The sequence below is a fragment of the Aquaspirillum soli genome (genome assembly GCF_054781915.1).
Map to the genome: position 1 here is coordinate 124756 of NZ_BAAGTM010000001.1, position 19647 is coordinate 144402.

Consider the following 19647-nt stretch of genomic DNA (forward strand, 5'->3'; position numbering starts at 1 on the left):
CTATGGCATCCAAACTGGAAGCACTCAAAACCTCACTTGAGGCAACTTTGGGTGGTGAATTAAAACTGGCCGTATTAGACCGTGGTGAACTCACTATCGTCTTGCGTGCGGCCAATGCAGTACAATCCTGTACCACCTTACGCGATCAATTCGGTTTTGAAGAATGTATTGATCTGTGCGGTGTCGACTACAGTGCATACAAAGATGGCCAATACGATGGCTTACGCTTCGCTGTTGTTTGCCATCTGCTGTCAGTTAAAAACAACATTCGCTTACGTGTACGCTTCTTTGCTGAAGAAGACGATTTCCCCGTGGTGCCATCGTTAGTCAACGTATGGCCGGGGGTAAACTGGTTTGAACGTGAAGCGTTCGATCTATACGGTATCGTCTTCGAAGGCCATCCTGATTTACGTCGTATTTTGACTGACTACGGTTTTGTCGGTCATCCATTCCGTAAAGATTTCCCGCTGTCTGGTCACGTTGAAATGCGCTACGACCCAGTTCAAGGGCGTGTGATTTACCAGCCAGTCACAATCGAGCCGCGCGAAATTACCCCGCGCATCCTTCGCGAGGAGAACTACGGTGGCTGAGATCCGCAACTTCACCCTTAACTTTGGTCCTCAGCACCCGGCTGCTCACGGCGTGTTGCGTCTGGTGTTAGAGATGGACGGCGAAGTGATCGTTCGTGCTGACCCGCACATTGGGCTACTGCATCGCGGCACAGAAAAACTAGCCGAGTACAAAACCTTTATTCAATCTGTACCGTACATGGACCGTCTCGACTATGTGTCGATGATGTGTAATGAACATGCTTACTGTATGGCGATTGAAAAGCTGCTTGGTATCGATGTTCCATTGCGAGCACAATACATTCGTGTGATGTTTGATGAAATCACACGGATTCTGAACCACTTAATGTGGATCGGTGCGCACGCATTAGATATTGGCGCGATGACCGTGTTCTTGTATGCCTTCCGTGAACGCGAAGACCTGATGGACTGCTACGAAGCAGTGTCTGGGGCGCGGATGCACGCGGCCTACTATCGTCCTGGTGGCGTGTATCGTGATTTGCCCGATTCAATGCCACAGTACGAATTCTCAAAAATCAAAAATGCACGCGAACTGGCGAAGTTAAACGAAAATCGTCAAGGTTCGCTGCTTGATTTCATTGAAGATTTCACCAATCGCTTCCCAACTTGTGTTGATGAGTACGAAACGCTGTTGACTGACAACCGGATTTGGAAACAGCGTACTGTTGGTATTGGCGTGGTGACCCCTGAGCGCGCATTGGCGTTGGGTTTCTCCGGTCCAATGGTGCGTGGTTCGGGTATTGCATGGGACTTGCGTAAAAAACAGCCTTACGAAGTCTACGACCGCATGGATTTTGATATTCCTGTTGGGGTAAACGGCGATTGCTACGACCGCTATTTGGTTCGTATCGAAGAAATGCGTCAATCCAACCGCATCATCAAACAATGTATACAATGGTTGCGTGCTAACCAAGGCCCTGTCATCACCGACAACCACAAAGTCGCACCACCAAAACGTGTGGACATGAAGTCCAACATGGAAGAATTGATTCACCACTTCAAACTGTTCACTGAAGGGATGCATGTCCCTGAAGGCGAGGCTTACTCTGCTGTTGAACATCCAAAAGGTGAATTTGGTATCTATTTGGTCTCGGATGGGGCAAACAAACCCTATCGCCTGAAGATTCGTGCGCCGGGTTACGCGCATTTGGCTGCTATGGATGAAATGGCAAAAGGTCATATGCTGGCTGACGTGGTGGCCATTATTGGTACTCAGGATATTGTGTTCGGGGAGATTGACCGCTGATGTTGTCCCAAGAATCTATCGAAAAAATCGATCGCGAACTGGCAAAGTATCCTGCTGACCAACGCCGCTCGGCAGTGATGGGTGCCTTGCGTATTGCTCAAACAGAAAAGGGTTGGTTGGCAACAGAAACCATCGAGTTCGTTGCTAACTACATTGGTATTTCGCCTGTGGCGGCTTACGAAGTCGCGACCTTCTACAACATGTATGATCTTTCCCCTGTTGGGAAACATAAGATCACGGTATGTACCAACCTACCCTGTGCCTTATCTGGTGGCTATGATGCCGCTGAATACCTTAAGCAAAAATTAGGGATTGATTTTGGCGAGACCACTGCCGACGGAAAATTCACTCTCTGTGAAGGTGAATGTATGGGAGCCTGTGGTGATGCGCCGGTTTTGTTGGTGAACAATCACACCATGTGCAGCTTCATGTCTCGTGAAGCCATCGATAAAAAACTCGCGGAGCTGAAATAAATGGCGATTTATGCTTCGGGCGTGATCTTTGAAGGTGTTGACACCAGCGATGCTGGTTGTTGGCATTTGGATGCCTACCTCAAGCGTGGTGGCTATCAGGCACTGAAAAAAATCCTGGAAAACAAGATTCCCCAAGACGAAGTCATTGCTGAAGTAAAAGGCTCTGGTTTGCGTGGTCGGGGTGGTGCTGGTTTCCCAACAGGTTTGAAATGGTCTTTCATGCCTCGTAGTTTTCCTGGTGAAAAATACGTTGTATGTAATACCGACGAGGGTGAACCTGGCACTTTTAAAGACCGCGATATTCTGCGCTACAACCCTCACTCTTTGATCGAAGGTATGATCATTGCGGGTTATGCCATGGGTTCTCGCTGTGGGTATAACTACATCCACGGCGAGATCTTTGAGATGTATGAACGTTTCGAAGAGGCGCTCGAAGAAGCGCGCCAAGCCGGTCTATTGGGACAAAATATCTGTGGTTCGGGCTTTAACTTCGAACTGTATGCTCACCACGGCTATGGTGCTTATATCTGTGGTGAAGAAACTGCCTTGCTAGAATCATTAGAAGGCAAAAAAGGTCAGCCTCGTTTCAAACCACCGTTCCCAGCGTCTTTCGGTTTGTACGGTAAACCCACCACGATTAACAATACTGAATCGTTTGCTTCGGTACCTTTTATTATCCGTGATGGTGGCACTCGGTTCTTAGAGCAGGGTAAGCCAAACAACGGTGGTACGAAGCTGTTCTCGGTATCAGGCCATGTCAACCGTCCAGGTAACTATGAAATTCCGCTTGGAACACCATTCTCAACCTTGCTTGAGATGTGCGGTGGTATGCGCGACGGTAAAAAACTGAAAGCCGTGATTCCCGGTGGATCTTCTGCGCCTGTTCTGCCTGGCGACATCATGATGGACGTCACGATGGACTACGACAGCATCGCTAAAGCAGGTTCGATGTTGGGTTCTGGTGCCGTGATTGTGATGAATGAAGATATCTGTATGGTGAAAGCGCTAGAACGCCTTGCCTATTTTTATCACGAAGAATCCTGTGGTCAATGTACGCCATGCCGTGAGGGTACCGGTTGGTTATACCGTGTTATCCATCGCATCGAACATGGCTTAGGTCGTCCTGAAGATTTAGATTTATTGACATCGGTAGGCAATAACATGGCCGGACGTACCATCTGCGCCTTGGCTGATGCTGCGGTCTTCCCTGTCCGTAGCTTTACGAAACACTTCCGCAACGAGTTCGAGTATCACATCGAACATAAGAAGTGTCTGGTCAACCACAAATGGTGTTAACCGGCTCGACCGGTGAGTAGAGGTAGCATATCGCTATGGCATTGGAAATTGAAATCGACGGCAAAAAGCTGACTGTGCCGGACGGCTCCACAATCATGGATGCTGCTCATCAGGTCGGGACCTATATTCCGCATTTTTGCTATCACAAAAAACTGTCTATCGCGGCGAACTGCCGTATGTGTTTGGTTGAGGTTGAGAAAGCACCAAAACCATTACCCGCCTGTGCGACACCCGTGACAGATGGAATGAAGGTATTTACCCATTCTGATCTGGCGGTGAAAGCACAGAAAGGGGTGATGGAGTTCTTGCTCATTAATCATCCTTTAGACTGTCCAATTTGTGACCAAGGGGGCGAGTGTCAATTACAAGACCTCGCTGTTGGTTATGGTGGTGGCGATTCGCGCTATCAAGAGGAAAAACGGTCGGTCCCTGAAAAAAATATGGGCCCGCTGGTTTCTGCTGAAGAAATGGCGCGTTGTATTCACTGCACCCGTTGCGTGCGTTTTACCGAGGAAATCGGTGGCTTCCAAGAAATTGGTATGGCACATCGTGGCGAATTCTCTGAAATTTTGCCTTTCTTAGGTAAGACAGTGGATTCCGAGATTTCAGGTAACGTGATCGACTTGTGCCCTGTGGGTGCGTTGACCTCGAAACCTTTCCGTTATTCTGCCCGGACTTGGGAACTGTCACGCCGTAAATCTGTTAGCCCACATGATGGTTTGGGTAGCAATATGGTGCTGCAAGTCAAACACAATCGTGTTTATCGTGCATTGCCATTAGAAAACGAAAACATCAACGAATGCTGGCTGGCCGACCGTGATCGCTTCTCTTACGAAGCATTAAACAGCGATTTGCGCTTGACCAAGCCGATGGTCAAACAAGATGGTCGTTGGATTGAAACCGACTGGGCAGCGGCGCTTGACTATGTTTCTCACGGTCTAAAAGACATCATCACTCGTGACGGTGCCGATCGTGTTGCCTTCTTAGCTTCTCCCCACTCCACTACAGAAGAGTTATTTGCTCTTAAGAAATTGGCACGTGCGTTAGGGGTGAAGAATACAGATTACCGTACTCGTCGCGCTGACTTCCGCGCTGATGGCCTGCAGCATGGTGCTCTGTGGCTGGGCTGCGATGTCGTTGAATTGGCTGCGGCCAAATCCGTGCTGGTGATTGGCTCAACGCTACGCAAAGAGCAACCTCTGCTTGCTGCACGCCTGCGTCAATCAGTCAAAAAAGGTACCCAACTGAATTTGGTGGCTTTGGCTGATGATGATCTACGCACTGACACGCATGCTAAATTAGTGGTCGCTCCCGCAGCATTGGTGAACGCCTTGGCACAGGTAGTGGCGGCTGCAGCTGAACTGAAACAAGAATCCTGTCAGTTGTCGTTGGATGGCGTGTCAATCGCTGATGAAGCACGTCGTATAGCGGCTTCTTTGTCTGAAGCAGAAACCGGCGCGATTGTTTTGGGTCATTTGGCTCAACATCACCCAGCGTTTAGCGAGTTGTTATTGCTGGTGCAAGAACTGTCCCGCTTAACGGGTGCCCGTTTTGGTGTGTTCGGTGAAGCGGCTAACAGCGTTGGCGCTGAGCTGTTCTTCCGTCCTGATCAGGGTGGATTGAATGCAGCACAAATGCTGGCACAACCTCAAGCCGCTTACGTCTTGCTCAATACCGAACCCGATTTTGATGCACATAACCCTCAAGTCGCAAAAGCCACTTTAGGTCAAGCCAAGATGGTGGCTGCACTGACAGCCTTCCGCTCACCTGAACTGTTGGCTTGTGCTGATGTGTTGCTGCCAATTGCGCCGTTTACAGAAACAGCCGGCAGTTTTGTCAACATGGAAGGCCGTTTGCAAACCTTTAATGGTGTGGTTAAGCCGTTGGGTGAAACACGTCCTGCATGGAAAGTGCTGCGCGTGCTGGGTAACTTGGCCCAAGCTAGCGGTTTTGACTTCTCATCTGTAGAAGAAATTCGTACTGAGTTTGCAAAACAGCTGAATGCCGATCGTGTGACAGGTTTAGATAACACCCTGAAAACGGATGCAGTGACAGTGAATACTGCTGTTGTGACCGACGGGTTACAGCGTCTTGGTGAAGTCCCTATCTATCAGGCCGATGCCTTATGCCGTCGTGCGGTCAGTCTGCAACAGACTGCTGATGCGCGTGCGCCAATCTTGGGTTTACATCCAGAGACCTTGCGCGAACAACAATTGCAAGCTGGCCAAACTGTGACTGTGCGTCAAGGTGAGGCTGAGGTGAGTTTAACCGTTGGCGAAGATGCGACTTTGCCAGTTGGTGTGGCTCGTGTTCCAACTGCTCATCCATTGACAGCCAGTTTGGGTGCGATGTTTGGCCGAATTGACATTGTGCGGGGTAAATAATGGAGTTCTTCCAAGCGTTGTTAGGAAATGATCTTGGCCTCGCTGCCTGGACATTGTTGAAAATCGTGGCCATTGTTTTGCCTTTGTTGGGTTGTGTTGCCTACCTGACGCTGGCAGAACGTAAAGTCATTGGTTATATGCAAATCCGTATCGGCCCAAACCGTGTTGGGCCGAAGGGTTTGTTACAGCCTATCGCTGATGCGTTAAAGCTGTTGACCAAAGAAATCATCATGCCCACCAAGTCGAGCAAATTTTTGTTCATCTTGGCGCCAGTGTTATCGATTTTGCCAGCACTGGCGGCATGGGCGGTGATGCCTTTCACTCCCAATTTGGTTCTAGCCAACATTGATGCCTCTCTGCTCTATATCATGGCGATCACCTCGATGGGGGTGTATGGCGTGATCGTGGCAGGTTGGGCTGCAAACTCAAAATACTCTTTCTTAGGTGCAATGCGTTCTGCAGCGCAAATCGTGTCGTACGAAATTGCGATGGGCTTTGCTCTGGTCGGCGTGTTGATGGTGTCTGGCAGCCTAAACTTGGTTGAGATTGTGAACCAACAAGCTGTTGGTTTGGCTGGCGGTTCTATCTTGTCTTGGAACTGGTTGCCACTGTTCCCCATGTTCGTGGTTTACCTGATCTCCGGCGTTGCTGAAACCAACCGCGCACCTTTTGACGTAGCTGAAGGTGAGTCTGAGATCGTGGCGGGTTTCCACGTTGAATATTCCGGTATGGCTTTTGCGATCTTCTTCTTGGCTGAATACGCCAACATGATTTTGATTGCTGCCTTGACTGCGCTGATGTTCTTGGGTGGCTGGTTATCTCCATTCCCTGCTTCGATTCCGGTATTGGGTGCTGCAGGTATTCACTGGCTGTTGTTGAAAGCAGCCTTGGTGTTGTTCTGCTTCCTGTGGTTCCGCGCCACTTTCCCACGTTATCGTTATGACCAAATCATGCGTTTGGGTTGGAAAGTGTTTATTCCGGTCACTTTGGTGTGGGTGGTGGTAGTTGGTGCGTGGATGATGAGTCCGCTGTCGCTGTGGAACTAACGGGACAAGAAGGCTAACGCAATGTTGAAAAATTTCTTCAAGACCTTCCTGCTGGTCGAATTGCTGAAAGGGATGGCGCTGACTGGGCGTCACTTCTTCCAGCGTAAAATTACCGTGCAATACCCCGACGAGCGCACCCCTTACAGTCCGCGCTTCCGTGGTTTGCATGCGCAGCGTCGCTATCCAAACGGTGAAGAACGCTGTATTGCATGTAAGTTGTGCGAAGCCGTGTGTCCTGCGATGGCAATCTCCATCGAATCGGAAAAACGTGATGATGGCTCTCGCCGTACCACACGCTACGAAATTGACCTGACAAAATGCATCTTCTGTGGTTTTTGTGAAGAATCCTGTCCTGTCGATGCCATTGTGGAAACTCACATTTATGAGTATCACGGTGAGAAACGTGGTGATCTGTACTACACCAAACCGATGTTGTTAGCGGTGGGTGATAAGTACGAAGCCGAAATTGCCAAAGCGCGTGAAGCTGACGCCAAATACCGTTAAGGGGGGAACATGTCGTTTCAAGAAGTTGTGTTCTATGTGTTGTCAGCCATCGTGCTCTACTCTGGTTTGCGGGTGGTGACAGCCAAAAACCCAGTCCATGCTGCGTTGTTCTTGGTGCTGGCTTTTTTCTCTGCCGCTGGCCATTGGCTGCTGATGCAAGCTGAGTTTCTGGCAATCGCCTTAGTGCTGGTTTATGTCGGTGCGGTGATGGTGTTGTTCTTGTTCGTGGTGATGATGTTGGATATCAACTTCGAAAAACTCCACGAAGGCTTTTGGCGACATTTGCCGCTAGCAGGAACGGTTGCAGTGATCATGGTCGTTGAAATGGTGATGGTGTTGTTAAGTCCATCAGCAGATTTGTCGAGCATGAACGAAATTGCCCCGCTGGCCGAAGGCATGAGCAATGTGCGTGAGTTAGGTTTACAAATCTACACCACCTATTTGCTGCCGTTTGAGTTGGCTGCTGTACTGCTGTTGCTGGCGATTGTCGCAGCGATTGCATTAACCATGCGTAAGCGCAAAGACACCAAGTATATCGACCCTGCTGTTCAGGTTCGTGTACAACGTGCTGATCGTGTTCGTGTGCTCAAGATGGATGCCGAGCCACGTGCCAACGCTGATACTGACAACAACGAATCCGCGGCCTGAGCTGCGTATTGAACTCAGGGAGATGCCGTGCTGACTTTGACTCATTACTTAGTGCTTGGGGCGATTTTGTTTGCCATTAGCGTGCTGGGTATTTTGCTTAACCGTAAAAATGTAATTGTGTTGCTGATGGCAATTGAATTGATGCTGTTGGCGGTGAATTACAACTTTATCGCGTTTTCTAAATACCTCTCCGATACGGGTGGGCAGATTTTTGTCTTCTTTATCCTGACCGTGGCAGCCGCTGAATCAGCGATTGGTTTGGCTATTATGGTTGGCCTGTTCCGTAACCTGCGTACCATCAGTGTCGAAGACCTGGGCAGCCTCAAAGGCTGACGCGAACCGAACGAAAGAGAAGCACAGAAATCATGGAGATGAAGAGCTTATATCTGCTAATCGCGCTAGCGCCTTTGCTCGGCTCGGCTTTAGCAGGCTTATTTGGTTGGGCGATTGGTCGTCGTGCGGCGCACGTCGCGACCATTGCAGGGGTGATGGTGTCTGCCATCGGTTCTGCGTACACCCTAAACTATCTGTTGAATGGTGGTGAGCCATTCAACGGTAACATTTACACTTGGTTAACCGTCAACGGCATCGAATATTCGGTCGGGTTTTTGGTCGATAATTTAACTGCCATGATGATGGTCGTCGTGACTTCGGTGTCGCTGATGGTGCATATCTACACCATCGGTTACATGTCGGAAGATCCTGGCTATCAGCGTTTCTTCAGTTACATCTCACTGTTCACCTTCTCGATGTTGATGTTGGTGATGTCTAACAACTTCGTACAGCTGTTCTTCGGCTGGGAAGCTGTTGGTTTGGTGTCGTATCTGTTGATTGGTTTCTGGTTTAAAAAACCAACAGCCATTTTTGCCAACTTAAAAGCGTTCTTGGTTAACCGTGTTGGTGACTTTGGTTTTGCGTTAGGGATTGGTATGGTGTTGTATCACTTCGGCGGTTCGTTGAACTACACCGATGTGTTTGCTGCTGCACCTGCACTAAAAGATGCCACCATTGAACTGATTCCGGGTTCAACTTGGTCGTTGATGACCGTCACCTGTATTCTTCTGTTTATTGGTGCCATGGGTAAGTCGGCGCAGTTCCCTCTGCATGTTTGGCTGCCCGACTCGATGGAAGGTCCAACACCGATTTCCGCGCTGATTCACGCTGCTACGATGGTGACCGCCGGTATCTTTATGGTATCTCGTATGTCGCCACTGTTCGAATTGTCTGATACTGCCTTGTCGGTGGTATTGGTGGCAGGTTCGATCACCGCGTTGTTCATGGGTTTCTTGGGCATCGTACAAAACGACATCAAGCGCGTCGTGGCTTATTCCACTCTGTCCCAGCTCGGTTATATGACTGTGGCTCTGGGTGTGTCGGCCTACAATGTAGCAGTGTTCCACTTGATGACTCATGCATTCTTCAAAGCGTTGCTGTTCTTAGCAGCAGGCTCGGTCATCATTGGTATGCACCACGACCAAGATATGCGTAATATGGGTGGTCTGCGCAAATACATGCCGATTACTTGGATCACGAGCTTGATTGGTTCTTTGGCACTGATTGGCACTCCATTCTTTGCTGGCTTCTACTCGAAAGACTCGATTATTGAAGCTGTCCATGCATCCAACCTGGCAGGTAGCGGTTTTGCTTACTTCGCGGTGGTTGCAGGCGTCTTCATTACCGCTTTCTATAGCTTCCGTCTTTACTTCTTGGTGTTCCATGGTGAAGAGCGTTGGATGAAAGTACAACATGATGACCATCATCATGATGCACACGATGACCACGACCATCATCACGGTTTAGGCCCGAATGACAAACCACACGAAAGCCCATGGGTGGTAACGCTGCCACTGGTCTTGTTGGCGATTCCTTCGGTTGTTATTGGTTACATCGCAATTGAGCCGATGCTCTACGGTGATTTCTTCAAAGGTATCATCTACATCGATCATGAAGCTCACCCAGCGATGGCAACCATGGCAGAGCATTTCCACGGTGCGGCAGCAATGACCGCTCATGCCTTGCAAACTTTACCATTCTGGTTAGCGTTGGCAGGTGTGGTAACGGCATGGTTCTTCTATATGAAGGCACCACAGATTCCTGCTGCGATCAAGAGAATGTCTGGCCCAATCTATACGCTGTTGGAAAACAAATACTATCTTGATGACATTTACTTTGCTCTCTTTGCCAAAGGTTCGCGCCTGTTAGGGACTGGCTTCTGGAAAGTGGGTGATCAAGCGCTGATTGATGGCTTGGTAGTGAATGGTTCGGCAAAGCTGGTAGGGCTGTTCTCCCGCGTGACCCGCAAGCTGCAATCCGGCTTCATCTACAGTTACGCAACAGCAATGATTATTGGAGTTCTCGGTTTGATGACCCTTTGGCTCTCTGGTGTCATTGCACGCTGAACAACGACAACAAATATCTCGAAACTGTTAGGTTGGGCTTATGGTTGAAAATCTGTTAAGTCTGGCAATCTGGACACCTATTGTGGCCGGATTGCTGGTGATAGCGACGGGTGGGGACAAGAATGCCAATATGGCACGTCTCCTCGCGTTGGCGGGGGCTGCCTTGGGCTTCCTTGTCACGCTGCCCCTTTATACTCAATTTGATACGCTACATGGCGGGATGCAATTCGAAGAGAAGTTTTCTTGGATTGCTAGCTTAAACATCAATTATCACCTTGGTGTTGACGGCATTTCGATGCTGTTTGTGATCCTCAACAGCTTTACCACCTTATTAGTGGTATTAGCTGGATGGCAGGTGATCGAAAAGCGTGTCGCCCAGTATATGGCTGCTTTCTTAGTGATGTCTGGCCTGATCAATGGTGCTTTTGCTGCCCTTGATGCTGTGCTGTTCTACGTCTTCTTCGAAGCAATGCTGATCCCGATGTATCTGATCATCGGTGTCTGGGGCGGCCCACGTCGTGTGTATGCGTCGATTAAATTCTTCCTCTACACGCTGTTGGGTTCGTTGTTAATGTTGGTGGCGTTCATCTACTTGTACTTCCAAGCTGGCTATAGCTTTGAAATTCTCAAGTATCACACCCTGCCACTGCCATTAACCGCACAAATCCTGATCTTCATTGCCTTCTTTATGTCTTTTGCAGTGAAGGTACCAATGTGGCCTGTGCACACTTGGTTGCCCGATGCTCACGTTGAAGCACCGACCGGTGGCTCGATGGTGCTGGCAGCAATCACGCTGAAAATTGGTGCTTATGGCTTCTTACGTTTTGTGTTGCCGATTGTGCCTGATGCGTCGCGTGAATTAGCGTGGTTGATGGTAGCCTTGTCGTTGGTGGCAGTGGTTTACATCGGTCTGGTTGCGTTGGTGCAAACCGATATGAAGAAATTGGTGGCTTACTCCTCCATTTCTCACATGGGTTTTGTCACGTTAGGTTTGTTCTTGTTTGCTGGTAATGAGCTCAACCCATGGGCGATCGAAGGCGCGATTGTGCAGATGGTCTCTCACGGTTTTGTCTCGGCTGCCATGTTTATGTGTATCGGCGTGATGTACGACCGTCTGCATACACGGAACATTGCTGACTATGGCGGCGTTGTAAACCGGATGCCAATCTTTGCCGCATTCTTCCTGTTGTTTGCGATGGCGAACTCGGGTTTACCTGCAACCTCTGGTTTCGTCGGTGAGTTCATGGTGATCATGGGCGCATTACAAGTGAACTTCTGGGCAGCCTTCGCTGCGGCCACTACCCTGATCTTCGGCGCTGCTTACACCTTATGGATGTATAAGCGAGTTGTGTTTGGTGATGTGGCGAACAGTCATGTTGCTGAAATGGAAGATGTGAACAAGCGTGAGTTCCTGATCTTGGCTATCTTGGCTGTGATGGTGCTTGGCATGGGCTTGTATCCCGAGATGTTCGTCAAGGTTATGCATGTATCGGTTAATGACCTGATCGCGCATGTTGCTCAATCTAAGCTGTAAGGCAGTGCTGTTCATAAGGAAAGAATTAGATGAGTTGGGCTGATTTGAATCTGATGCCGGCATTGCCCGAGATTTTTCTCCTCACGGCTTTATCCGTCATCTTGGTACTGGACTTGTTTCTGTCTGATGCCAAGCGGGGAATTACCTACGGGTTGACATTGCTCACCCTGTTGGGCTGTGCTGTGCTGACTTTGACTACTTGGGTACCTTATCCAGAAACGACCTTCAGCGGCATGTTTGTTGATGATCCGGTTTCTGATCTTGCCAAAATTGGTTTGTATATTGCGGTGGCCGTGACTTTGGTTTACACCCGTCAATATGCAGCTAACCACGGCATCTTTAAGGGTGAATACTACACGCTGACCTTGTTTAGTCTGTTGGGTATGATGGTAATGGTGTCGTCCAGCCATTTCCTCACGCTGTACATTGGCTTGGAACTGTTGTCTTTGGCCTTGTACGCGCTGATTGCGTTGAAACGTGACTCCACCCCAGCACTAGAAGCCGCGATGAAGTATTTCGTGTTGGGTGCTTTGGCCTCCGGCATGTTGCTGTACGGCATGTCGATGCTCTACGGTGCAACTGGCAGCTTGTTCTTGGTTGAAGTGGCAAATGACATTGCTTCTGGCCAAGCGAACAGCATGTTGGTGGTGTTTGGGATTGTGTTTGTGGTGGCAGGCTTGGCCTTTAAATTGGGTGCAGTGCCGTTCCACATGTGGGTGCCTGACGTTTACCACGGCTCGCCAACTGCGATCACCTTGATGATTGGTGCTGCCCCTAAAATCGCTGCGATGGTGTTTGTGTGGCGTATTTTGGCCCAAGGCTTGGGTGCTGCAGTGGCCGATTGGCAAATGATGTTGGTAGTGTTGGCTGTGTTGTCGATGGCGCTGGGTAATATTACTGCTATTGCTCAAACCAATCTGAAACGTATGTTTGCGTACTCAACTGTTTCGCACATGGGTTTCCTGTTGGTTGGTATTTTGGCTGGTACAGAAGCAGGTTACACCGCAGCACTGTTCTACATCTTGGTTTATGTCTTAATGTCGCTGGCTGGCTTCGGTATCTTGTTATTGCTGTCGCGCGCTGGTTTCGATTGTGAAACTTTAGACGACCTCAAAGGTCTGAACCAAAAGAACAGTTGGTACGCGCTGTTAATGTTGTTCACCATGTTCTCGATGGCTGGTATCCCGCCTCTGGCAGGTTTCTACGCCAAGTTTGCAGTTTTAAAAGCGGCGGTTGACGTAGGTTTAGTTTGGTTAGCAGTGGTTGGTGTGGTGTTCTCGTTGGTGGGTGCGTTCTACTACTTGCGTGTTGTGAAATGCATGTATTTTGATGAGCCTAACGATGAACCTGTGCCTGCTGCACGCCCAGAAATGAAACTGGTGTTGAGTCTGAATGCGGTGGCTCTGCTGGTGTTGGGTGTGGTACCAGACAGCCTGTTGACCTTGTGTGTTGATGCAATGAAACAATCCCTGTCAGTGGTTGCTGGGGCATAAGGATCTGAAGTATGGAATGGCAAGTCTTGGCGCTATTATTGGTTGCATTGGTAACGGCTAACTTGCCATTTGTCTCAGAGCGTGTGTTCTTGCTGATACCTGTGCCACTGCAAAAAGGTAAGAAACATTTTGCGTGGCAACTACTGGAGTTGTTGTTGTGGTATGGGGTGGTGGGGGCTTTTGCGCTGTGGTTAGAGTCGAAAACAGCGCCTATCCATCCGCAAAAATGGCAATTCTATGCCACAACTTTATCTCTGTTTTTGGTTTTAGCCTTCCCCGGATTTGTTGTTCGCTATTTTTGGCGGTGGCGTAAACCTGCTTGGCAATAAAATAGTCTGAAATAAAAAGCCCCACGATAAGTGGGGCTTTTTTTAGTTGTAGAACCGTGCTTGACCTTCAGGTCGGGTTTTAAAGCGTTTGTGTAGCCAGAAATATTGTTCGGGCTGCTCTAAAATTCGCTCTTCAATAAAAGCATTCATGCGACGGGTATCAGCTGTAATGTCTTCTGTTGGAAAATTCTCCCATGCAGGGTAGAACGTTAACTCGTAGTGATTGCCTACTCGAGTGGGAATGGCTGGAATCACTTTGGCTTTAGATAACTTTGCAATACGAGATAACCCAGTGATCGTGGCTGCTTCAACACCAAAGAATGGAACAAAAATAGAGTCTTTTGGGCCAAAGTCCTGATCGGGCAAATAAACAAATGGAGTATGATCTTTCATGGCTTTAATAATTGAACGTAGCCCTTCTTGCCGAGAGACAATTTTAGCGTTATTAAAACGCATTCTTCCCTGATAAATCTGTTGATTGAGTATTGGGTTTTTTTGGTTTGAATAGACACTGACTAAGGCTTTTTCTAAATTCAAACGATATACACACATTTCAAATCCAACAAAGTGTGGGTATAAAATAATCACATTTTCTTTTTCATATTGTTTTAGATAATCTAGGTTGTGAATTTTAACTAGGCGTTGTAAGCGCTGTGGTGTGGCATACCACATAATCCCATACTCAAGTAACATTCTCGCCATTGCATGAAAATGTTGCCGGATAATGTCGCGCCGTTTGGTTTCGCTCCAGTCAGGAAAACACAAGCGTAAATTGATTAAACCGACCTGCCTTCTTTCTTTGGCCAGTAAATAAGCCAGTTTGCCAATTGGCCATGCAAATAAATTTAATACACTGAGTGGCAAATGATGTAGCAGCCATAACAAAAAAATGGCAAAACGCATAAAAAGGTCTCTTAATAATTAACAAGCAGAGGAGGGTGGTTGGACGCCAGCGGGTTTTTTGTAACGGTTGTAACTCCATAAATATTGTTCTGGCGCTTCGCAAATGACACTTTCCACCATTTGATTCATCAAAGCGACATCATGTTCTTTATCGCCGGTGAAAGGTGTTTGCAAGGGACGGATTTTAATGATAAATCCTTCCCCTTTTGGCAAGCGGTGGCCATAGAAAAACAGGGTAGTCACACCCTTCATGGTGGCTAGGCGTGGCACCAGTGTCATGGTGTAGGCTGGCCGACCAAAAAATGGTGCCCAAACACCATCACCTTGACTGGGCACTTGATCCGGTAGAATCACGGTTGCTTCGCCTGCGCGCAGAGCCTTCATAATTTGCCGTACCCCTGCTGGGGTGGCCGGGGCTGTTTTTCCCTTGTCCCGTACACGGCCTTGATTCATGACGGGTTCTAACCACGCTAACTTTGGCGGACGGTACATCGCGGTTAATGGGCAGGACAGGCGCTGTGAAACATAACGCCCAGCAATGTCATAATTACCAAGATGAGGTGTCACCAATAACAAACCTTCACCACGGGCTTGTGCAGCCTCAATATGTTCCCAACCTTCACAAGCTTGTACTAGGCGCATAATGTCGTCTGGTGTACGGCACCACGCGATGCTGAGTTCTGCTGCACCCATCCCGATGTGGTCAATACTTTGTTTGACCAATTTGGCTTCAGACTGATAACTTGCGGCGATTTTGCTGTGGTGAAGATTGTCTTGAATGCGTTGCCGAAAACGTGGGGAGAATCCCGCAGCAAGACGAGCCAAACAACGACCGATGACTTGCACCTGTGGCAACGGAAGATAAGACAAAGCAGTAATCAGAAATTGGGCAAGGCGAGCGCGCACAGTTGGCCTTTCGGCGAGGGATCAACAGTGCCGCGCATTTTAGCGGTTTTTTAGGTCTGGCCTAGTGTCAGTTGGTTGCCATCTGCGATAGGTCAGGTTTTAGGGTAGCGTTTTTCAGAAAGGAGTCTGCGAGCACGGAGCGTCATCCACGCTAAGCTATCCCCCCTTGTTCTTGTAACAGGGTGTCTCGCAAAAACACATGAGTGAATACCTGTTTACTTCGGAATCCGTGTCCGAAGGCCATCCGGATAAGGTGGCAGATCAAATTTCAGATGCGATCTTGGATGCCATTTTGAGCCAAGACAAGTATGCCCGCGTGGCAGCTGAAACGTTGGTCAACACAGGTTTGGTGGTGTTAGCGGGTGAGATTACCACCCACGCGAATGTCGATTACATCCAAGTGGCTCGCGATACCATCAAACGCATTGGTTATGACCGCTCGGATTTAGGCTTTGACTATCGCGGTTGTGCGGTGTTGGTTGCCTATGACAAACAGTCTCCGGATATTGCCCAAGGGGTGAACGAAGGGCAGGGGCTGGATTTGGAACAAGGTGCTGGCGACCAAGGTTTGATGTTTGGTTATGCTTGCGATGAAACGCCAAGCCTAATGCCCTTCCCAATCTACTATGCACACCGTTTAGTACAACGTCAGGCCGAGTTGCGTAAAGATGGCCGTCTGCCGTGGTTGCGTCCTGATGCCAAGTCGCAAATTACTTGCGTGTACGATAGTGCAACTGGTTTGCCAAAGCGGATTGATACTGTGGTGTTGTCAACGCAACATGCCCCTGAGATCACACAAGAAACGCTGACTGAAGCGGTGATTGAAGACATTATCAAGCCGGTTTTGCCGGCTCATATGTTGACTGCCGAAACCAAATACTTGATTAACCCCACTGGCCGTTTTGTGATTGGTGGCCCGATGGGGGATTGTGGTTTGACTGGCCGCAAAATTATTGTGGATACCTATGGCGGTGCAGCGCCACATGGTGGCGGTGCCTTCTCTGGTAAAGATCCGTCAAAAGTGGATCGTTCTGCTGCTTATGCAGGTCGTTATGTGGCTAAAAACATTGTTGCCGCAGGTTTAGCGCGTCAGTGCCAAATTCAAGTTTCTTACGCGATTGGTGTGGCGAAGCCAACTTCGATCTCGGTGGATACGTTTGGAACCAATGTAGTACCAAATGAATTGATTGTGGAATTAGTGAAAAAACATTTTGATTTACGGCCAAAAGGCATTGTGCAGATGTTGGACTTACTGCGTCCGATTTATGGCAAGACTGCTGCTTATGGTCACTTCGGTCGTGAAGAGCCTGAATTCTCTTGGGAAGCGACCGACAAAGCCGCTGCTTTACGCGCTGATGCAGGTTTGTAATTGACGGTTGCACGGTGTGAGTTGGCTGATGTTTAACGTATAATTGGCTTTCTTCCCTTCGCCGGGGAGCGCTGCGAGAGGACAGTTTCCTCCCAGGCCCGGCATCTTTAACGGCGCTCACCCATCAATCCGTGCCGGTACGGGTTGCGGGTGAACCGCATCCCTCCGGCCACCGCCTCTATGGAGTGTTCATGAACGCTGTGGCTGATAAAGATTATGTTGTTGCTGATATGTCCTTGGCTGATTGGGGTCGTAAAGAACTCAATATTGCCGAAACCGAAATGCCAGGTTTGATGGCGGTGCGTGAAGAATACCGTCACCAACAACCCCTGCGTGGTGCGCGTATCGCCGGTTCTTTGCACATGACAGTGCAGACCGCTGTTTTGATTGAAACCTTAACTGCCTTGGGTGCGGAAGTGCGCTGGGCATCATGCAATATCTTTTCCACCCAAGATCATGCGGCTGCTGCGATTGCTGCCTCTGGTGTACCTGTCTTTGCCGTCAAGGGTGAGACTTTAGACGAGTACTGGGAATATTCTCACCGCATTTTTGAATGGCCAGAAAACCAACCCGCCAATATGATTTTGGATGATGGTGGTGATGCAACGCTGTTGTTGATTTTGGGCAGCAAGGCCGAACACGACCGCAGCGTAATTTCGCATCCCACCAACGAAGAAGAAACCGCGCTGTTTGCCGCGATTGCCCGCCATTTAGATCAAGATCCACATTGGTACTCTAAGCGTCTGCAACATATTCAAGGCGTGACCGAAGAAACCACCACCGGCGTACATCGTCTCTACCAGATGGCCGAGCGTGGCGAATTGCCATTCCCAGCGATTAACGTCAATGACTCAGTGACCAAGACAAAATTCGACAACTTATATGGTTGCCGTGAATCGTTGGTTGATGGCATTAAACGTGCAACCGATGTGATGATTGCCGGTAAGGTTGCCGTGGTATTAGGCTACGGTGATGTGGGTAAAGGATGTGCTCAATCGCTGCGTGGCTTGGGTGCTACGGTGTGGGTGACAGAGATTGATCCTATTTGCGCGTTGCAAGCAGCGATGGAAGGCTATCGTGTGGTGCGGATGGATGATGTCTGCGACAAGGCCGATATTTTTGTGACTGCCACCGGTAATGTGTCGGTGATTACGCACGATCACATGAAAAACATGCGTCACAACGCCATTGTTTGCAACATCGGCCACTTTGACAGCGAAATTGAAGTCGCCTCGTTGCGTCAATATCAGTGGGAAAACATTAAGCCGCAAGTCGATCACATCATCTTCCCAGATGGCAAACGTGTGATTTTGTTGGCTGAGGGCCGCTTGGTTAATCTAGGATGTGCCACGGGTCACCCTTCGTTTGTGATGTCCAATAGCTTTACCAACCAAGTGTTGGCACAAGTCGAGTTGTTTACCAATGGTCAACAATACGCCAATCAAGTGTATATCCTGCCAAAACACTTGGATGAAAAAGTCGCCCGCTTACATCTGGAACGAATCGGTGCCGAATTGACCGAATTGTCAGATGAACAAGCACGTTATATCGGCGTAGAAAAACAAGGCCCATACAAAGCAGCGCACTACCGCTACTAAACCATGAGCTGCATCTAACAGAGACAGCGCCTCGGCGCTGTCTTTTTTTAATCAAATCGCTGTCGGGGGATATATTGATGAGCCAAACCAAACCAACTATCAGTTTTGAATTTTTTCCGCCCAAAACCCCTGAGGGGATGACCAAACTTCGCACCACACGGCAACAGCTGGCACAGTTTCAACCGGCTTTTTTCTCTGTCACCTTTGGTGCGGGTGGTACTACGCGTGATGGGACCTTGGCTGCTGTGTTGGATATTCGTAGCGAAGGTTTGGCTGCCGCGCCCCATTTGTCTTGTATTGGTTCCACGCGTGAAAATATCAGTGCCATCTTGCAAGAGTATCGTCAGCATGGCATCCGCCATATTGTGGCATTGCGGGGTGATATTCCCTCAGGAATGGGGACGTTTGGCGAGTTTCGCTATGCAAATGAATTAGTCAGTTTTATTCGTGAACAGCATGGTGCCCACTTCCATATTGAAGTGGCGGCTTATCCTGAATATCACCCGCAAGCAACCACCGCCCATGCCGATATTCGCAATTTTGTGCGTAAAGTCGAGGCTGGGGCGGATTCTGCGATTACCCAATACTTTTTTAATGCCGATGCTTACTTTGCCTTTGTTGATGAAGTGCAAGCGCTGGGTGTGAATATCCCGATTGTGCCGGGGATTATGCCAATCAATAACTTCAGTCAATTAGCTCGCTTCTCCGACACCTGCGGTGCAGAGATTCCGCGTTGGTTGCGCTTAAAATTGCAATCGTATGCCGATGATACTGCTTCGATTCGTGCTTTAGGCTTGGATGTCATCAGCGCACTGTGTGATCGTTTACTCAGCCAAGGGGCACCGGGTTTACATTTTTATACCTTGAATCAGGCAGGCACTGTCTCTACTATCTGCCAGCGATTAGGCTTGTAATCGATTTTGTTTCAT

18 protein-coding genes and 1 riboswitch are annotated in these 19647 nt (G+C 48.9%); of the genes, 16 read left to right on the forward strand and 2 right to left on the reverse strand.

What is annotated here, in order from left to right:
• Window positions 1–2 precede the first annotated feature (2 nt).
• The 13 genes from ACYVJG_RS00690 to ACYVJG_RS00750 are packed head-to-tail and all read left to right on the forward strand — an operon-like array spanning window position 3 to window position 13942.
• Window positions 3–590, forward strand: coding sequence for an NADH-quinone oxidoreductase subunit C (locus ACYVJG_RS00690; RefSeq protein WP_460429325.1), 588 nt, complete (start codon window positions 3–5; stop codon window positions 588–590).
• On the forward strand, window positions 583–1836 hold the full coding sequence (locus tag ACYVJG_RS00695; protein WP_022652625.1) for an NADH-quinone oxidoreductase subunit D: 1254 nt from the start codon (window positions 583–585) through the stop codon (window positions 1834–1836). The genes ACYVJG_RS00690 and ACYVJG_RS00695 overlap by 8 nt, the downstream gene beginning before the upstream one ends.
• Window positions 1836–2309, forward strand: coding sequence for an NADH-quinone oxidoreductase subunit NuoE (gene nuoE, locus ACYVJG_RS00700; protein WP_460429326.1), 474 nt, complete (start codon window positions 1836–1838; stop codon window positions 2307–2309). The genes ACYVJG_RS00695 and nuoE overlap by 1 nt, the downstream gene beginning before the upstream one ends.
• On the forward strand, window positions 2310–3605 hold the full coding sequence (gene nuoF / locus ACYVJG_RS00705; protein WP_022652623.1) for an NADH-quinone oxidoreductase subunit NuoF: 1296 nt from the start codon (window positions 2310–2312) through the stop codon (window positions 3603–3605). It abuts the gene before it with no gap.
• 35 nt (window positions 3606–3640) lie between these two features.
• A complete protein-coding gene (gene nuoG, locus ACYVJG_RS00710; protein WP_460429327.1) occupies window positions 3641–5989 on the forward strand; it encodes an NADH-quinone oxidoreductase subunit NuoG in 2349 nt (782 codons plus the stop codon).
• A complete protein-coding gene (nuoH, locus tag ACYVJG_RS00715; protein WP_460429537.1) occupies window positions 5986–7035 on the forward strand; it encodes an NADH-quinone oxidoreductase subunit NuoH in 1050 nt (349 codons plus the stop codon). Before nuoG ends, nuoH begins: the two co-directional genes overlap by 4 nt.
• 24 nt (window positions 7036–7059) lie before the next feature.
• Window positions 7060–7539, forward strand: a complete 480-nt coding sequence (gene nuoI / locus ACYVJG_RS00720; RefSeq protein WP_211213653.1) for an NADH-quinone oxidoreductase subunit NuoI — start codon at window positions 7060–7062, stop codon at window positions 7537–7539.
• A 9-nt stretch (window positions 7540–7548) separates the two neighbouring features.
• Window positions 7549–8187 carry an NADH-quinone oxidoreductase subunit J gene (locus tag ACYVJG_RS00725; RefSeq protein WP_460429328.1) on the forward strand — a complete coding sequence of 213 codons (639 nt, stop codon included), beginning with the start codon at window positions 7549–7551 and terminating at the stop codon, window positions 8185–8187.
• A 27-nt stretch (window positions 8188–8214) separates the two neighbouring features.
• Window positions 8215–8520, forward strand: a complete 306-nt coding sequence (nuoK, locus tag ACYVJG_RS00730) for an NADH-quinone oxidoreductase subunit NuoK (protein WP_022652618.1) — start codon at window positions 8215–8217, stop codon at window positions 8518–8520.
• 32 nt (window positions 8521–8552) lie between these two features.
• The gene (nuoL, locus tag ACYVJG_RS00735) at window positions 8553–10586 is read left to right on the forward strand and encodes an NADH-quinone oxidoreductase subunit L (protein WP_460429329.1); all 2034 of its coding nucleotides are present in this window, start codon (window positions 8553–8555) and stop codon (window positions 10584–10586) included.
• A 40-nt stretch (window positions 10587–10626) separates the two neighbouring features.
• The gene (locus ACYVJG_RS00740) at window positions 10627–12120 is read left to right on the forward strand and encodes an NADH-quinone oxidoreductase subunit M (RefSeq protein ID WP_460429330.1); all 1494 of its coding nucleotides are present in this window, start codon (window positions 10627–10629) and stop codon (window positions 12118–12120) included.
• Window positions 12121–12149: 29 nt separating this feature from the next.
• Window positions 12150–13613, forward strand: a complete 1464-nt coding sequence (gene nuoN, locus ACYVJG_RS00745) for an NADH-quinone oxidoreductase subunit NuoN (RefSeq protein ID WP_460429331.1) — start codon at window positions 12150–12152, stop codon at window positions 13611–13613.
• An 11-nt stretch (window positions 13614–13624) separates the two neighbouring features.
• Window positions 13625–13942 (forward strand): DUF2818 family protein, encoded by a 318-nt coding sequence (locus ACYVJG_RS00750; RefSeq protein ID WP_460429332.1) that lies wholly within the window; start codon window positions 13625–13627, stop codon window positions 13940–13942.
• 42 nt (window positions 13943–13984) lie between these two features.
• Here the strand turns inward: ACYVJG_RS00750 and ACYVJG_RS00755 are convergent, their stop codons facing one another.
• Window positions 13985–14845 (reverse strand): lipid A biosynthesis lauroyl acyltransferase, encoded by an 861-nt coding sequence (locus tag ACYVJG_RS00755; protein ID WP_460429333.1) that lies wholly within the window; start codon window positions 14843–14845, stop codon window positions 13985–13987.
• Window positions 14846–14863: 18 nt separating this feature from the next.
• Window positions 14864–15751, reverse strand: a complete 888-nt coding sequence (locus tag ACYVJG_RS00760) for a lysophospholipid acyltransferase family protein (RefSeq protein WP_460429334.1) — start codon at window positions 15749–15751, stop codon at window positions 14864–14866.
• 199 nt (window positions 15752–15950) lie between these two features.
• On the opposite strand from ACYVJG_RS00760, the gene metK reads away from it, so the two are divergent.
• The 3 genes from metK (at window position 15951) to metF (ending at window position 19632) form a co-directional block, all read left to right on the forward strand.
• Window positions 15951–17120: a methionine adenosyltransferase gene (gene metK / locus ACYVJG_RS00765; RefSeq protein WP_022652611.1), complete on the forward strand. Its 1170-nt coding sequence runs from the start codon at window positions 15951–15953 to the stop codon at window positions 17118–17120.
• A 57-nt stretch (window positions 17121–17177) separates the two neighbouring features.
• Window positions 17178–17246, forward strand: a riboswitch (S-adenosyl-L-homocysteine riboswitch).
• Between the two features lie 65 nt (window positions 17247–17311).
• Window positions 17312–18718: an adenosylhomocysteinase gene (gene ahcY, locus ACYVJG_RS00770; RefSeq protein WP_460429335.1), complete on the forward strand. Its 1407-nt coding sequence runs from the start codon at window positions 17312–17314 to the stop codon at window positions 18716–18718.
• Between the two features lie 77 nt (window positions 18719–18795).
• A complete protein-coding gene (gene metF, locus ACYVJG_RS00775; RefSeq protein WP_460429336.1) occupies window positions 18796–19632 on the forward strand; it encodes a methylenetetrahydrofolate reductase [NAD(P)H] in 837 nt (278 codons plus the stop codon).
• Window positions 19633–19647 lie beyond the last annotated feature (15 nt).

Bases quoted from the DNA above. Each gene is read 5' to 3' on its own strand.
- ACYVJG_RS00690 (WP_460429325.1), top strand. From the start codon at position 3: ATGGCATCCAAACTGGAAGCACTCAAAACCTCACTTGAGGCAACTTTG.
- nuoE (WP_460429326.1), top strand. From the start codon at position 1,836: ATGTTGTCCCAAGAATCTATCGAAAAAATCGATCGCGAACTGGCAAAG.
- nuoF (WP_022652623.1), top strand. From the start codon at position 2,310: ATGGCGATTTATGCTTCGGGCGTGATCTTTGAAGGTGTTGACACCAGC.
- nuoG (WP_460429327.1), top strand. From the start codon at position 3,641: ATGGCATTGGAAATTGAAATCGACGGCAAAAAGCTGACTGTGCCGGAC.
- ACYVJG_RS00725 (WP_460429328.1), top strand. From the start codon at position 7,549: ATGTCGTTTCAAGAAGTTGTGTTCTATGTGTTGTCAGCCATCGTGCTC.
- nuoL (WP_460429329.1), top strand. From the start codon at position 8,553: ATGGAGATGAAGAGCTTATATCTGCTAATCGCGCTAGCGCCTTTGCTC.
- ACYVJG_RS00740 (WP_460429330.1), top strand. From the start codon at position 10,627: ATGGTTGAAAATCTGTTAAGTCTGGCAATCTGGACACCTATTGTGGCC.
- nuoN (WP_460429331.1), top strand. From the start codon at position 12,150: ATGAGTTGGGCTGATTTGAATCTGATGCCGGCATTGCCCGAGATTTTT.
- ACYVJG_RS00750 (WP_460429332.1), top strand. From the start codon at position 13,625: ATGGAATGGCAAGTCTTGGCGCTATTATTGGTTGCATTGGTAACGGCT.
- ACYVJG_RS00755 (WP_460429333.1), bottom strand. From the start codon at position 14,845: ATGCGTTTTGCCATTTTTTTGTTATGGCTGCTACATCATTTGCCACTC.
- metK (WP_022652611.1), top strand. From the start codon at position 15,951: ATGAGTGAATACCTGTTTACTTCGGAATCCGTGTCCGAAGGCCATCCG.
- ahcY (WP_460429335.1), top strand. From the start codon at position 17,312: ATGAACGCTGTGGCTGATAAAGATTATGTTGTTGCTGATATGTCCTTG.
- metF (WP_460429336.1), top strand. From the start codon at position 18,796: ATGAGCCAAACCAAACCAACTATCAGTTTTGAATTTTTTCCGCCCAAA.